Source organism: Azospira oryzae, assembly GCF_004217225.1.
Classification (GTDB): Bacteria; Pseudomonadota; Gammaproteobacteria; order Burkholderiales; family Rhodocyclaceae; genus Azospira; species Azospira oryzae.
In genome coordinates this window covers 1,746,446-1,760,431 of sequence record NZ_SHKM01000001.1, presented here as the reverse complement: position 1 = coordinate 1,760,431, position 13,986 = coordinate 1,746,446, and the positions used below count along the sequence as shown (strand labels likewise).

The 13,986-nt window shown below is 65.1% G+C and carries 14 protein-coding genes and 1 riboswitch; all 14 genes read left to right on the top strand.

Annotation, left to right across the window (positions count from 1 at the left end):
* Positions 1-20: 20 nt before the first annotated feature.
* Entirely contained in the window at positions 21-761 is a 741-nt protein-coding gene (locus EV678_RS08035; protein ID WP_130459110.1) for a class I SAM-dependent methyltransferase, read from the top strand.
* A gap of 109 nt (positions 762-870) precedes the next feature.
* Positions 871-1,845, top strand: coding sequence for a hypothetical protein (locus tag EV678_RS08030; protein ID WP_207222206.1), 975 nt, complete (start codon positions 871-873; stop codon positions 1,843-1,845).
* Positions 1,842-2,945, top strand: a complete 1,104-nt coding sequence (locus EV678_RS08025) for a glycosyltransferase family 4 protein (RefSeq protein ID WP_130459109.1) — start codon at positions 1,842-1,844, stop codon at positions 2,943-2,945. Before EV678_RS08030 ends, EV678_RS08025 begins: the two co-directional genes overlap by 4 nt.
* Entirely contained in the window at positions 2,942-3,916 is a 975-nt protein-coding gene (locus EV678_RS08020) for a GDP-mannose 4,6-dehydratase (protein WP_130459108.1), read from the top strand. Before EV678_RS08025 ends, EV678_RS08020 begins: the two co-directional genes overlap by 4 nt.
* 3 nt (positions 3,917-3,919) lie before the next feature.
* Positions 3,920-4,654, top strand: coding sequence for a glycosyltransferase family 2 protein (locus tag EV678_RS08015; protein WP_130459107.1), 735 nt, complete (start codon positions 3,920-3,922; stop codon positions 4,652-4,654).
* Complete coding sequence (locus tag EV678_RS08010) at positions 4,647-5,528, top strand: alpha-1,2-fucosyltransferase (RefSeq protein ID WP_130459106.1); 882 nt, start codon at positions 4,647-4,649, stop codon at positions 5,526-5,528. The genes EV678_RS08015 and EV678_RS08010 overlap by 8 nt, the downstream gene beginning before the upstream one ends.
* A gap of 7 nt (positions 5,529-5,535) precedes the next feature.
* On the top strand, positions 5,536-6,726 hold the full coding sequence (locus EV678_RS08005) for a glycosyltransferase family 4 protein (RefSeq protein WP_165397470.1): 1,191 nt from the start codon (positions 5,536-5,538) through the stop codon (positions 6,724-6,726).
* Entirely contained in the window at positions 6,723-7,652 is a 930-nt protein-coding gene (locus tag EV678_RS08000) for a glycosyltransferase family 2 protein (protein ID WP_130459104.1), read from the top strand. Before EV678_RS08005 ends, EV678_RS08000 begins: the two co-directional genes overlap by 4 nt.
* The gene (locus tag EV678_RS07995; RefSeq protein WP_130459103.1) at positions 7,639-8,826 is read left to right on the top strand and encodes a glycosyltransferase family 4 protein; all 1,188 of its coding nucleotides are present in this window, start codon (positions 7,639-7,641) and stop codon (positions 8,824-8,826) included. The genes EV678_RS08000 and EV678_RS07995 overlap by 14 nt, the downstream gene beginning before the upstream one ends.
* On the top strand, positions 8,823-9,383 hold the full coding sequence (locus EV678_RS07990) for a sugar transferase (RefSeq protein WP_014235181.1): 561 nt from the start codon (positions 8,823-8,825) through the stop codon (positions 9,381-9,383). Before EV678_RS07995 ends, EV678_RS07990 begins: the two co-directional genes overlap by 4 nt.
* 11 nt (positions 9,384-9,394) lie before the next feature.
* Positions 9,395-10,099, top strand: coding sequence for a hypothetical protein (locus EV678_RS07985; RefSeq protein ID WP_130459102.1), 705 nt, complete (start codon positions 9,395-9,397; stop codon positions 10,097-10,099).
* Between the two features lie 91 nt (positions 10,100-10,190).
* On the top strand, positions 10,191-11,636 hold the full coding sequence (pyk, locus tag EV678_RS07980; protein WP_014235179.1) for a pyruvate kinase: 1,446 nt from the start codon (positions 10,191-10,193) through the stop codon (positions 11,634-11,636).
* Between the two features lie 67 nt (positions 11,637-11,703).
* A riboswitch (cobalamin riboswitch) is annotated at positions 11,704-11,899 on the top strand.
* Between the two features lie 45 nt (positions 11,900-11,944).
* Positions 11,945-12,715 carry a 5,6-dimethylbenzimidazole synthase gene (gene bluB, locus EV678_RS07975; protein ID WP_130459101.1) on the top strand — a complete coding sequence of 257 codons (771 nt, stop codon included), beginning with the start codon at positions 11,945-11,947 and terminating at the stop codon, positions 12,713-12,715.
* Between the two features lie 198 nt (positions 12,716-12,913).
* Positions 12,914-13,978: a class II fructose-bisphosphate aldolase gene (fba, locus tag EV678_RS07970; protein ID WP_130459100.1), complete on the top strand. Its 1,065-nt coding sequence runs from the start codon at positions 12,914-12,916 to the stop codon at positions 13,976-13,978.
* Positions 13,979-13,986 lie beyond the last annotated feature (8 nt).

Sequence of the window (13,986 nt, the reverse complement as noted above, 5' to 3'; positions counted from 1 at the left end):
GTTTTTTCTCGGGGAATGGTTTGAGTATCTTCAATAGAATTGCTAAATCCTTGGCGTTCCGGTCAAAAGCCTTGTTCGCTGTTCTTTTTATGAACGGTGAAAAGCTTGGGCGTTTTTTCTCCAGAGCCGAGATTCAGGATGTCGTGGGCTGGTCTAATTTCTTCCAGACGGTCCCCGGGGTCCGGGTGTGGGAAGGCGGGCCTCCTGCCTATTCATTGGCCCTTAGCCGTAGTCCGGAAAGTCCGTTGTCCACGGAGTTGGACGTCATCAATTTGATGTACGACTTGTCCCGTTTTCTCAAGGCAAGAACAGTCATCGAAGTGGGTATCTATAAAGGTGCTTGCTCGTTGGCCATTGCCCAGGCGCTCAAGGACAACGGGGGCGGGACTGTGCACTGTGTGGATATCTCCGACGCCTTCTTTTCTCCTATTGCGGCGGCAGTCAAAGAGCTTGGCGGAGGGGTCGATGCCCAGTTCCTTCATGGTGACAGCGCGGCCATCGCCGCCGCCGGAAAGTTGCCCAACGCCAATCTCATCTTTATCGACGCTGACCACAGCTATGCAGGGGTGCGGAAAGATGTGGATGAATACTGGCCCCTTCTAATGCCGGGCGGAGCTTTGGTCCTGCACGACAGCATTATGTGGGAGGGGGTCCGGAAAACCGCCGCCGAACTATTTGCAGCCGGATTGCCGGTAATCTCTCTGGCCACCAGTGGTGGCTCAGGTGTGACGCTAGTATTCAAGCCCCTAGCCAAAGAATAGGGATAGCTTTTATGTTCGTGGTCAGCATGTGCTGATTTGTGTGTGCAACAGGCATCGTAACGTCGTTTTGTGCCTGTCACTGCTTGGCAATCGGTGCCTAAGGGGTTTCATGAGGTTTCTTTCAAAAATCAGTCAGTATCTGCATCGACAGTTCCGTCATGCAAATGCCCCTCTTTTGCGCACTTCGGAGCGCCAGACGGTACTTCAGGCGCTGATCGCAGCGAAGGATAACCGTCGTCTTCAGACATTGGCCGGGCTTTATGAAGCTGAATTTTGTGCGTTCTCGCAATGGGGGGAAGACGGCATCATCGATTGGCTTGTGTCCCGGTTGCCAGATATTCCCAGAAGCTTTGTGGAATTCGGGGTCGAGGATTATCGTGAATCTAATACCCGTCTGTTGTTGCAACTGCACAACTGGCGTGGTCTGGTCATGGATGGCTCTTCGGCGCACATACGGGATATCCAGGGGCAGGATATTTACTGGCGTCACGGCTTGACTGCCAAATGCGCATTTATCGACAAGGACAACATTAACGATTTGCTGGCCGAAGAAGGGTTCGGAGGCCAGATCGGGCTGTTGAGCGTGGATATCGATGGTAATGATTACTGGGTCTGGCAAGCCATTACCGTTGCCGACCCGGTTATCGTCGTGTGCGAGTACAACGCCGTGCTGGGTGACCGATATGCGCTGACTGTTCCGTATCAGGCGGACTTCCAGCGAACCCGGGCCCATCATTCCAATCTTTACTTTGGAGCCTCCCTGCCGGCCTTGAAATCCCTGGCCTCCAGCAAAGGCTATACGTTTGTCGGTACCACGTCGACGGGCTGTAACGCCTTTTTTGTGCGGAATGACATGGCTGCAGCCATCACGTCTGGGCTTGGGGCTGCTTGGGCGTTTCCCTCCATGGTCCGAGAGGCTCGTGATGCCCAGGGGCGACTGCTTTTCCTTAACGGAGAAGACCGCTCCTGCCTGATCGCCGATCTTCCGCTCGTTGATCTGGAGCGTAATGAACTGACCACCTTGGGGCAGTTGGGCGAGTTGTACTCCCCTGAGTGGAAAGCCAGTCTGAAGGTAAGCGTTTGAAGATTGCATTTGACCAGCAGGTTTTCCTGCTGCAGGAATATGGCGGGATTTCCCGCTATTTGTGCAGTCTCGTGCGCGAGTTGGCGACCATGCCGGCGATTACGGCGCAGGTGTTTGCTCCCCTCCATGTCAATCGCAATCTGGCCGGGTTGGGGAATGAACTGTCGCGGGGACGGGCATTGTCCCGGCTGCCGCCGAAGTTGCTGCGGCCGGTCATGTTCGCCAGCAAGGTCATGGCACGGCGCGAGATGGCACGCTTCAAGCCCGATATCGTCCATGAAACCTATTACTGCGAAGACGATTTCCGTCCCAATGGGGCGCGGCGTGTGCTGACGGTTTACGATCTCATTCATGAGCGTTACCCGGACCTCTTCGTCAATAGCGAAGGAACCACCCGACCCAAGCGCGTAGCCGCCAACCGTGTCGATCATGTGATCTGCATCTCAGAGAGTACGCGCCGTGATCTGGTGAGCTATTGCGGTGTTCCCGAGGAGAAGACCTCAGTCGTCTATCTCGGTGTCGACGTGGATTTCGTGCAGGCCGTCACTCCCCGCCGGCAGTACCATCCTCGCCCCTTCCTCCTCTATGTGGGGGCTCGTGGTGGATACAAGAACTTTGAGCGTTTCGTTCGGGCCTTTGCCCTTTCTCCGCGTTTGCGCCAGGAGTTTGACCTGCTCTGCTTTGGCGGCGGCCAGTTGCAGACCGCCGAGCGCCAGATGATCGTTGATGCCGGGCTGGGCCCCGACCAGGTGGTGCAGATGGGAGGCGGCGATGAAATCTTGGCGGCGCTTTATCAGCAGGCTGCGGCGTTTGTCTATCCCTCCCTCTATGAGGGGTTCGGCATTCCTCCCCTGGAGGCAATGGCGGTTGGCTGCCCGGTCATTTGCAGCAACAGCAGTTCCCTGCCGGAAGTGGTCGGCGATGCGGCGGAAAGTTTCGATCCGCTGGACGAGGAGGCCATGCTCGCCGCCATGGAGGCGGTGCTGGCGTCCCCCAGCCGGCGCAGCGCCCTGATTGCCGCAGGGCAGACCCGCTACCAGCAGTTCACCTGGGAGAAGTGTGCCCGGGAAACCGAGGCAATCTACCGGAAGCTACTATGAAAAAAGCCTTGATCTGCGGTGTCTCCGGTCAGGATGGCGCCTATCTGGCCCAACTGCTCCTGGGCAAGGGATATCGGGTCTGGGGGACTTCCCGGGATGCCCAGATGTCGAGTTTCTCCAATCTCGAGCGGCTCGGCATCCGGCAGCAGGTTCAGGTGCTTTCCATGGCCCAGAGCGACTTCCGCAGTGTGTTGAACACCCTTTCCCGTTCCGAGCCGGACGAAATTTATTTTCTGTCCGGTCAAAGTTCGGTGGGCCTGTCCTTCGATCAGCCGGCAGAGAGCATCGAGAGCATCGCTTTCGGTACCCTCAACCTGCTGGAAGCAGTGCGCTTCCTGGGGCGCCCGGTGCGTATCTACCACGCCAGTTCGAGCGAATGCTTCGGTGATGTTCTGCCGGGGGAGAGGGCCAATGAGATGACCCCCTTCCGTCCCCGCAGTCCCTACGGCGTGGCGAAGGCGTCCGCCCACTGGCTGATTGCCAACTATCGGGAGGCCTACGGCCTTTATTGCTGCAACGGCATCCTCTTCAACCACGAATCACCATTGCGGCCGGCCCGCTTCGTCACGCGCAAGATCGTTGCGGCTGCCTGCCGCATCGCTGCCGGCTCGCATGAAAAGCTTTCCCTCGGTCGCCTCGATATCGCCAGGGATTGGGGGTGGTCGCCGGATTTTGTCGATGCCATGTGGCGCATGCTGCAGCAGGAGCAGCCGGAGGATTATGTCATCGCCACCGGTGAGCCCCACACCCTCGAGTCCTTCGTCGCCAGTGCCTTCGACCAGTTGGGGCTGGACTGGCACGACCATGTGGATATCGATCCATCTCTCTTCCGTCCCTCGGAAATCGCCCATAGCGCCGGAGACCCCGCCAAGGCCTTGAACGGCCTGGGGTGGCGGGCCACAGTGGCCTTCCCGGAGCTGATCGGCAACCTGGTACGGGCCGAGCAGGACATCCTTGCGGCAAAACCCTGAGCCATGTCCGAATTCCTGCTGACAATCGTCACGGTGACGAAGAATTGTGCCGGCACCATCGGCCATACCCTGGACTCGGTCCAGGCCGTCAAGCGTGACGGTATCGAGTATGTGGTGGTGGACGGGGTTTCCAGCGATGGGACGCTGGAGGCGGTCCGCCAGCACGGTACCCTGGTGGATCGTTGCCTGAGCGAACCCGATAGCGGCATTTACAACGCCATGAACAAAGGCGTGGCCCTGGCCAGGGGCAAGTACATCCTCTTTATCAACGGCGACGACGAACTGGTAGCCGATGGTTTTCCCGCTGTCATGGCTGCCCTGGCGGAAGGGCGGCACGGCATTGTCTGCGCCACCACCCTGGTGGGAGATGCCCGCTCACCCAGCGAAGTGCTGGTGGCTGTCCCGCGCCGGCTGCCCTTTTTCAACACCATCCCCCACCCGTCTTCCTTCGTGGCACGGGACCTGTTGCTGCGCTGGCCGTTCCGTGAAGACCTGCGCATCGTCTCCGATTACGATTTCTTCCTGCGGGCCCATCTGGCGGGACAGAAGTTCCATGTGCTGCCCGTCGTCACGGCCATGCACCAGCGCGGTGGCGCTTCCGGCAACGTGGCCCGCTCCCAGGCGGAACTGGATCAGGTGCGACGGCAGCGTCTGGGATGGCGTTATTTCGCGGTCAATGCAGTCGCCGGCCTGTATCGCTGGGGCAAGGGCCTGGTGGGTGGGCTACGGCATGGCTGAGGCAATGCAGCCGGTGGTGGTCGGCCTTTCCGGTGGCCTGGGCAACCAGATGTTCCAGTATGCGGCCGGCCGGGCCCTGGCCCATCGCCTCGGACACCCCCTTTCCCTGGACTTGTCCTGGTTCCAGGGGCGTGGCGACCGGCACTTTGCCCTGGCGCCTTTCCACATCGCCGCCAGCCTGGAGCGGGCCTGGCCCCGATTGCCTCCGGCCATGCAGGCCCAGTTGTCCCGCCTGAGCCGTCGCTGGGCGCCCCGGATCATGGGGGCGCCGGTGTTCAGGGAACCCCATTTTCATTACGTGCCGGCCTTTGCTGCCTTGGCTGCCCCGGTTTTCCTGGAGGGCTACTGGCAGAGCGAGCGCTACTTCCGGGAACTGCGGGAGCCGCTGTTGCAGGACTTTTCCCTGCGCCAGCCCTTGCCCGCCTCCTGCCAGCCGATCCTGGCGGCCATCGGCAATAGCGATGCCATCTGTGTGCACGTTCGTCGCGGCGACTACCTGAGCAATCCCGTGGCGGCCAAGGTGCATGGCGTCTGCCCGGTGGATTACTACCAGCAGGGCGTGGCGGAGTTGAGTGCATCCCTGGCCCGTCCCCACTGCTTTGTCTTCTCCGACGATCCCGAGTGGGTGAGAGGCTCCCTGGCCTTCCCCTGTCCGATGACCGTGGTGGATGTGAATGGTCCCGCCGAGGCCCATTTCGACCTGGCCCTGATGGCTGCCTGCCAGCATTTCGTCATTGCCAACAGTTCCCTCAGCTGGTGGGGCGCCTGGCTGGGCCAGGCTGCGGGAAAACGGGTCATTGCCCCATCCCGCTGGTTCCTGACTTCCGACAAGGATGCCCGGGACCTGCTGCCGCCAAGCTGGGAGCGTCGGTGACCGTCCCATGCGCATTCTCCTGACCAGCCCCACCTATCCACCCTTCAACAGCGGCCTGGGTAATGCCACGGCCCAGCAGGCGGCCGCCCTGGCCAGGGCCGGCCATGAGGTGGTGGTGGCAACCGGCGGCGATGTCCGTGGCAGCCGCCGGGACGAATGGGGCGTCCGCGTCGAGGCCTTTGCCGTCACCGGCGCCTCCTCCTGGCTGCAGCCGATCCGCGGCGATGTGGAGAGCTATGTGGATTTCCTGCAGCAGCCCGGTTGGGATGTGGTGCTGCTAAACGCCTGGCAGAACTGGGCGACCGATCTGGCCCTGCGCCACCTCGACCGGATCGCCGGGCGCAAGTTCGTCTATAGCCATTGCATTTCCACCAACGTCTTCTTTGCACACCAGCCCCTGCGCTCTTTGCTCCGCTATCTGGCCTGGCGGCCCTACTGGTGGCGTCTGTCGCGCTTTATGCGGCGGCTGGATGGCGTCCTGTTCCTGGCCGGCGGCGGTACGGATTCCCGCTTCGACGACCTGGGGCTGGCCCGGCGTTGCGGTGTGCCGCTGCGAGTCGTGCCCAACAGCCTCTCTCCCGCGGCGGTGAAAGCGCTGGCGGTGGAGCCGGCCGCTCTGGAACAGCGGGACCGCCTGCTGGCGGTGGGCTCCTACCAATGGCAGAAGGGCTTTGATTTCGTCCTGCGGGCCTACGCCGCATCCGGGGCCCGCAACCGGACTCCCCTCCATCTCTTCGGTCAGCAGCACTCGGCCTACAGCGAGACGTTGCACAGCCTGGTCCGGGAGTTGGGACTCGACCCCGGCTGCGTGGTCTTTCACGAAGGGGTGTCCGGTGATGCCCTGGTGGCGGAATATGGCCGGGCCCGGCTGCTGCTCTCCGGTTCCCATACCGAATGCCAGCCCCTGGTGCTGCTCGATGCCAGCGCCCTTGGCACGCCCTTCGTCGCCCGCAGCACCGGCTGCATTGCCGGCATGCCTGGCGGCATGGCGGTCACCGACTGGCGCGAAATGGCCGCCCGGATCGACGCCCTGGAGCAGGACGAGGCCCAGTGGCAGGCCCTGAGCCGTGCCGGGCGCCAGGCCGCCCGGGATATCTACCACCCCGAGGCCGTCGCCAGGCTGCTGCTGGCGGTGCTGGCCGGGGAAAACGACATGATGGGGAGCGAGGGGCCGGCCCCCGCTCCGGAAAAGCTATGACAAATCCCCAGGTTCAGCCGCCGCTGGTGACGGTGGCCCTTTCCGTCTTCAACGGCGGTGCCGTGCTGGAAGCCTCCGTACGCTCCGTCGTCAATCAGTCCTTCACCGACTGGGAACTGCTGATCCTCGACGACGGTTCGACGGATGGCGCCATCGACCGTCTGCCCTTTCTTGCCGACCCCCGCATCATCGTCGTGCGGGACGGCCATAACCGGGGTCTCTCCGGTCGCCTCAACCAGGCGGTCACTCTGGCCCGGGGGCGCTACTTCGCCCGCATGGATCACGACGACCTCTGCCATCCGCAGCGCTTTGCCCGCCAGGTGGCTTTTCTCGAGGCCCATCCCGAAGTGGACCTGCTGGCGGCCGAGTGCATCACCATGGACGAGTCCGAGCGCCTGAACGGCACCCTGCCGGCGGCCACCGACCACGACAGCATCTGCCGTCGTCCCTGGCAGGGCTTTCCCATGCCCCACCCGACCTGGATGGGGCGTATCGAGTGGTTCCGCCGTCATCCTTACCAGGACCCGGGTCCCTATTGCTGCGAAGACAACGAACTGCTGCTGCGGGCCCACCGGCAGAGCCGTTACCACACGCTGCCCGAGCGTCTGCTGGCCTATCGGGTGCGCAGCCACACTCCCTGGCTCAAGCTGTGGAAGACCCGGGTGGCCCTGCTGCGGGCCCAGCTCGGGTACTTCTCCCGGCAGGGGCAATGGGGCAGCGCCCTGCTGTGCTGTGTCACGGCGGCAGCCCGCGTCGCAAGGGACTCCTGGCGCGAACTCGGCCATTGCCTGCGGCCCGGGGCCGAGGTCCACTGGGGGGCTGCGGCACCGGAAGGCGAGCGCCGTGAATGGGAGCGTCTGATCCAGGCGCTCAAACAAGGGGGCGGCAAGGCCGCACCTGGAGGGGAGGGCGATGAACCTGCCTGATCCGGCTGGCGATGGCCGGGCTGCCAAGCCCGCCATCATGTTCGTGGCCACCACTCCCTTTGCCGTCAATGCCTTCCTGGCCACCCATCTGGAGACTCTGGCCCGGCATTACCGCATCACCCTGTGCGTCAATCTCCAGGCCTATGAACTGCTGCCGGCCCTGGCCCGACAGGTGGAGGTCCGGCACATTCCCTTCGTGCGCAAGATCGCACCCTGGGACGACCTGCGTACCCTGTTGCAGTTGCTGGCCGTAGTGCGCCAGGTGCGGCCCGCCGTCATCCACAGCATCACGCCCAAGGCCGGGCTGCTGGCCATGCTGGCCGGTTTCCTGGCACGGGTGCCGCATCGCTGGCACACCTTCACCGGACAGGTCTGGGCCACCCGGCAGGGACTGGGGCGCCGTCTGCTCAAGGCCATGGACCGCCTGATCGTTCTGCTGGCTTCCCGGGTCTTCGCCGACAGCGCCTCTCAATGCCGGCTGTTGCGCGATGAGGGGGTGGTCAGTGGCGACGGCATCGGCATGCTCGGCGCCGGCTCCATCGCCGGTGTGGACCTGCAGCGTTTCCATCCGGACGGGGCATTCCGCATCGCCTTGCGCCAGGAGGTCGGTTGCCAGCCGGCTGCCTGCGTCTTTCTCTTCGTCGGCCGTCTGGCCCGGGACAAGGGCGTGTTCGACCTGGTCAGTGCTTTCGCCCAGGCCGCCCGGTCGGCGCCCGGCATGGAACTGTGGGTGGTCGGGCCCAACGAGGAGGGCCTGCTGCCAGCCTTGCAGCAGGCCGCTGCCGATTGCCCGGCCCCCATCCGCTGGCTTGGCGCCACGCCGACGCCCGAGCGCTTCATGGCGGCGGCCGATGTGCTGGTCCTGCCCAGCTACCGGGAAGGCTTCGGCTCCGTCATCATCGAGGGGGCCGCCTGCGGCATTCCGGCGCTGGCCTATCGCATCGACGGCGTCATCGACGCGGTGGCGGATGGGGTCAGCGGCGAACTGGTGGCCGTCGGGCAGGTGGAGGCCCTGGCCGCCGCCATGGTGCGGCTGGCCACCGACGACGAGCGGCGCCAGACCCTGGGCCGGCAGGCCCGGGCACGGGCGGAGGGCGATTTCAGCAGCCGCACGGTGACGGCGGCCTGGCTCGACTACTATCAAACCCAGCTGGATAAAGGAATGCATCCGTGAAGCGCCTGTTCGACCTCCTGCTCGGCCTGCTGGCCCTGGCCGTGCTGTTGCTGCCCCTGCTGCTGGTGTCCCTGCTGGTGCGTTTCACCTCCCCCGGGCCGGTGCTTTACTGGAGCGACCGGGTGGGGCGGCACAACCGCATTTTCAAGATGCCCAAGTTCCGCAGCATGCGGGTGGGCACGCCGGCGGTGGCCACCCATCTGCTGACGGACCCCAAGGCCTACCTGACGCCGGTGGGCTCCTTCCTGCGCAAGTCCAGCCTGGACGAGCTGCCCCAGCTGTGGAGCATCCTCAAGGGCGACATGAGTTTCGTCGGTCCCCGGCCGGCCCTGTACAACCAGGACGACCTGATCGCCCTGCGCACCGAGGCCGGCGTGCATGAGCTGGTGCCCGGCCTTACCGGCTGGGCCCAGGTGAACGGGCGGGACGAGCTGCCCATTCCCCAGAAGGTGGCCCTGGATGCGGAATACCTGCGCCGGCGCTCCCTCGCCTTCGATTGCCGCATCATCTGGCTGACCTTCCTCAAGGTGGTGCAGCGGGACGGCGTTTCCCACTGAGGCGGCGGGCGATGCTCTCCCCGCGCCAGCCGTTCGACGCCAGCCTGCTGCATGAGGCCGGCCTCAACCTGCAGGCCGTCTTCGACGTGGCGGCCCTGCCGGAGGAGGTGGCCGCCTCCCTAGAGCGGGCTGCCCCGGGCCACGGCCGGCGCCAGCTGATCCTGCTGGGCCACGGCGGACGCCGCCTGTGGCAGGCGGTGCAGGCCGCCGGGCTGGATTCGGACCATCCCATCGACGATTTCACCATTGCCAGTGTGGGCCGCTGGTTTGCCGCCGTCTGTCCCGGCCGGGACTTCCACCTGCTCTATCCCGGCGATGCGCCGGTGGGGCTGCAGCAGCTGGGGCAGCTGGCGGGCTGGCACCATCCCTCGCCCTTCATGGTCGGGGTGCGGCAGCAGTGGGGCTCCTGGTATGCCTATCGGGCGGCCCTGCTGGCGGACAGCGACTTCCCGCCGACGCCGCCCCTGCAGGAAGCCTCGCCCTGTGCCAGCTGCGCGCCCCGGGTCTGCATCGAGGCCTGCCCGGCCGGCGCCCTGGCCGGCGGCCGTTTCGACCTGGCCGCCTGCGTCGCCTGGCGCCGGCAGCCCGCCTCGCCCTGCCGCCATACCTGCCTGGCCCGGCTAGCCTGCCCGGTGGGCCGGGGGCACCGCTACGAGCCGGCCCAGATCCGCCACACTTACGCCCAATCGCTGGCGGCCATCGAGGCCTACTACTGAAGCGCCCCGGCGCCGGGAAATGGCCTGGGGGCCAGCAACGGCGGGGAGGCTGCGCTAGAATGGCCGGATAGACCAACAACAGGAACCCGCCATGGCCCGCCATACCAAGATCGTCGCCACCCTCGGCCCCGCTTCCACCGATCCCGTCACCCTGGAGCGCCTGATCCGCGCCGGCGTGGACGTGGTGCGCATGAACTTCTCCCACGGCACCGCCGAGGACCACATGGCCCGGGCCCGCACCGTGCGCGAGATTTCCGCCAAGGTGGGGCGGCCGGTGGGCATCCTGGGGGACCTGCAGGGGCCGAAGATCCGCGTCGGCAAATTCGAGAACGGCAAGATCCAGCTGGAGAAAGGCGACAAGTTCATCCTCGACGCCAACTGTGCCCTGGGCAACCAGGAGCGGGTCGGCCTGGACTACAAGGACCTGCCCCGGGACGTGGAGCCCGGCGCCGTGCTGCTGCTGGACGACGGCCGCATTGTGCTCGACGTGGAGCGGGTGATCGGTGCCGAAATCCACACCGTGGTGCGCCACGCCGGCGAGCTGTCCAACAACAAGGGCATCAACCGCCAGGGCGGCGGCCTTTCCGCCCCGGCCCTGACCGCCAAGGACATGGACGACATCAAGACGGCGGCCCAGATCGGCGTCGATTACATCGCCGTCTCCTTCCCCAAGAGCGCCGCCGACATGTACATGGCGCGCCAGCTGATGCGGGCCGCCGGCAGCCGCGCCCTGACCATCGCCAAGATCGAGCGCACCGAGGCCGTGGCGGCCCTGGATGAAATCCTGGACGCCTCCGACGGCGTCATGGTGGCCCGGGGCGACCTGGCCGTGGAAGTGGGGGACGCCGCCGTGCCGGCCCTGCAGAAGAAGATGATTCGCCACGCCCGGGAGAAGAACAAGCTGGCCATCACTGCCACCCAGATGATGGAATCCATGATCCAGTCGCCGGTGCCGACCCGGGCCGAAGTGTCCGACGTGGCCAATGCGGTGCTGGACGGCACCGACGCGGTGATGCTTTCCGCCGAGACCGCCAGCGGCCGCTATCCGGTGGAAACCGTGGAATCCATGGCCCGGGTCTGCATCGAGGCCGAGCGCTCCGCCGAAGTGACCCTGGACCGGGAATTCCTCGACCGGGTGTTCACCCGCATCGACCAGTCCGTGGCCATGGCCGCCATCTGGACCGCCCACCACCTCAAGGTGAAGGCCATCGCCGCCCTCTCGCAATCCGGTTCCACCGCCCTGTGGATGAGCCGCCTCAACTGCGGCGTGCCGGTCTATGCCCTGACGCCGGATGCGGAAGCCCAGACCAAGATGTCCCTTTACCGGGAAGTGACGCCCCTGCTCATGAGCCAGCAGCATTCGGACCGGGACGTGCTGCTCTACGAAGCCGAGCAGCTGCTGATGCAGAACGGCGCCGTGGCCAAGGGCGACCTCATCGTGCTGACCATCGGCGAGCCCATCGGCACCCCGGGGGGCACCAACACCCTGAAGATCGTCCGCGTCGGCGAGCACCAGATGCCGCCCCTGCGGGCCTGATAGCGCCCTCGCGGGCCTCGGGCCTGAATCCGCCGGCTCTGTTAAAATTCCCGTCGCCCCGGTCCGCCGGGGCGAATCGTCTCCGGGTGCCCGCAAGGGAGAATCGGGAACGCGGTGCGGCAGGCCTTGGGGCCGCCCATTCCGCGACGTGCCCAACGCTGTGAGGGGGACTGGGCCGGCAGATGCCACTGATCCGCGGATCGGGAAGGCGCCGGCGCAGAGTGATCCCGAGTCAGAAGACCGGCCAGGAGACCCTTTTCGGCACGCACGGCCAGGCGCGCCGCCACCGATCTTCTGAAGGGGACTCCATGAAGACCGACCCCACCGTCAACAAAGTCATCTCCCTCGCCGGCTACCAGAACGAACACGAGTTCTCCGACGCCGCCCGGGACGCCATCTACCACGCCATCTTCTCCCGCCGCGACGTGCGCGGCCAGTTCCTGCCCGACCCGGTGCCCCAGGAGGTGCTGGCCCGGGTCCTCACCGCCGCCCACTTCGCCCCTTCCGTCGGCTACATGCAGCCCTGGAGTTTCCTCCTGGTGCGTGAGGCGGAGACCAAGGCCCGCATCCACGCCGCCTTCCAGCAGGCCAACCAGGAGGCGGCGGAGAAATTCGAGGGCGAGCGCCAGGCCATCTACAAGGAACTGAAGCTGGAGGGCATCCGGGAAGCGCCCATCAACCTGCTCATCACCTGCGACCGGGACCGGGCCGGCCCGGTGGTCATCGGCCGCACCCACATCAAGGCCATGGACCTCTATTCCAGCGTCTGCGCCGTGCAGAACCTGTGGCTGGCGGCCCGCAGCGAAGGCCTGGGAGTGGGCTGGGTCTCCATCTTCCACCAGCAGGCCCTGCGCGACATCCTGAGCCTGCCGCCGCGCATCATCCCGGTGGCCTACCTGTGTCTGGGCTACGTCAGCCACTTCAAGGAAAAGCCGGAGCTGGAAAGCGCCGGCTGGCGCCAGCGCCTGCCCCTGGCCGACCTGGTGTACGACGGCCAGTGGGAAAAGCCGGTGGAGGAGGAACTGCGCCAGGTCCTCAGCGAGCACCAGGCCAGGGCCCAGGAAAAACGCCGCTTCTAGGCATGCCTGCCTGAAGAGGGCCGTGGTTGGGGCGTCTCCGGCGCCCTGGTTGCGGCCTTTGTCTTTCTTTTGCTGCCCGGCGGTCGCAGTACTCGCCCGGGGGGCAAAGCCACGATAAAATCACGGTCTTTCCCGAGCGCCACGACAGCGGGCGCCGATCACGCCAGAACAAACCGCATTGCCCATTGGAGGAACACCATGCCCATCGTATCCATGCGCCAGCTCCTGGACCACGCCGCCGAGAACGGCTACGGTCTGCCCGCCTTCAACGTGAACAACATGGAACAGGTCTGGGCCATCATGGAGGCCGCCAATGAACTGAACGCCCCGGTGATCATGCAGGCCTCCGCCGGTGCCCGCAAATACGCCGGCGAAGCCTTCCTGCGCCACCAGATCCTCGCCGCCCTGGAAGCCTATCCCCACATCCCCGTGGTGATGCACCAGGACCACGGCCAGTCCCCGGCCGTCTGTATGGCCGCCATCAAGTCCGGCTTCTCCTCCGTGATGATGGACGGCTCCCTGCAGGAAGACGGCAAGAGCGTCGCCTCCTACGACTACAACGTGGCCGTGACCCAGGAAGTGGTGAAGTTCTCCCACGCCATCGGCGTCTCCGTCGAGGCCGAACTGGGCGTGCTCGGTTCCCTGGAAACCATGAAGGCCGACAAGGAAGACGGCCACGGCGCCGAAGGCCACATGACCCGGGAAGACCTGCTCACCGATCCGGACCAGGCCGCCGACTTCGTCGCCCGCACCAACTGCGACGCCCTGGCCATCGCCATCGGCACCAGTCACGGCGCCTACAAGTTCACCAAGAAGCCCACCGGCGACATCCTGGCCATCGACCGCATCAAGGAAATCCACGCCCGCATCCCCAACACCCACCTGGTGATGCACGGCTCCTCCTCCGTGCCCCAGGAACTGCTGGCCGAGATCCGGGAATTCGGCGGCGACATGAAGGAAACCTACGGCGTGCCCGTGGAAGAGATCGTGAACGGCATCAAGCACGGCGTGCGCAAGGTGAACATCGACACCGACATCCGCCTGGCCATGACCGGCGCCGTGCGTCGCTACCTGTTCGAGAACCCCTCCAAGTTCGATCCCCGCGACTTCCTCAAGCCCGCCCGGGAAGCCGCCAAGAAAATCTGCGTCGCCCGCTACCAGGCCTTCGGCTGCGAAGGCCGGGCCGGCCAGATCAAGCCCATCTCCCTGGAGAAGATGGCCGAGCGCTACAAGAAGGGCGAGCTGAACCAGATCGTCAAGTAAGGCGGTCC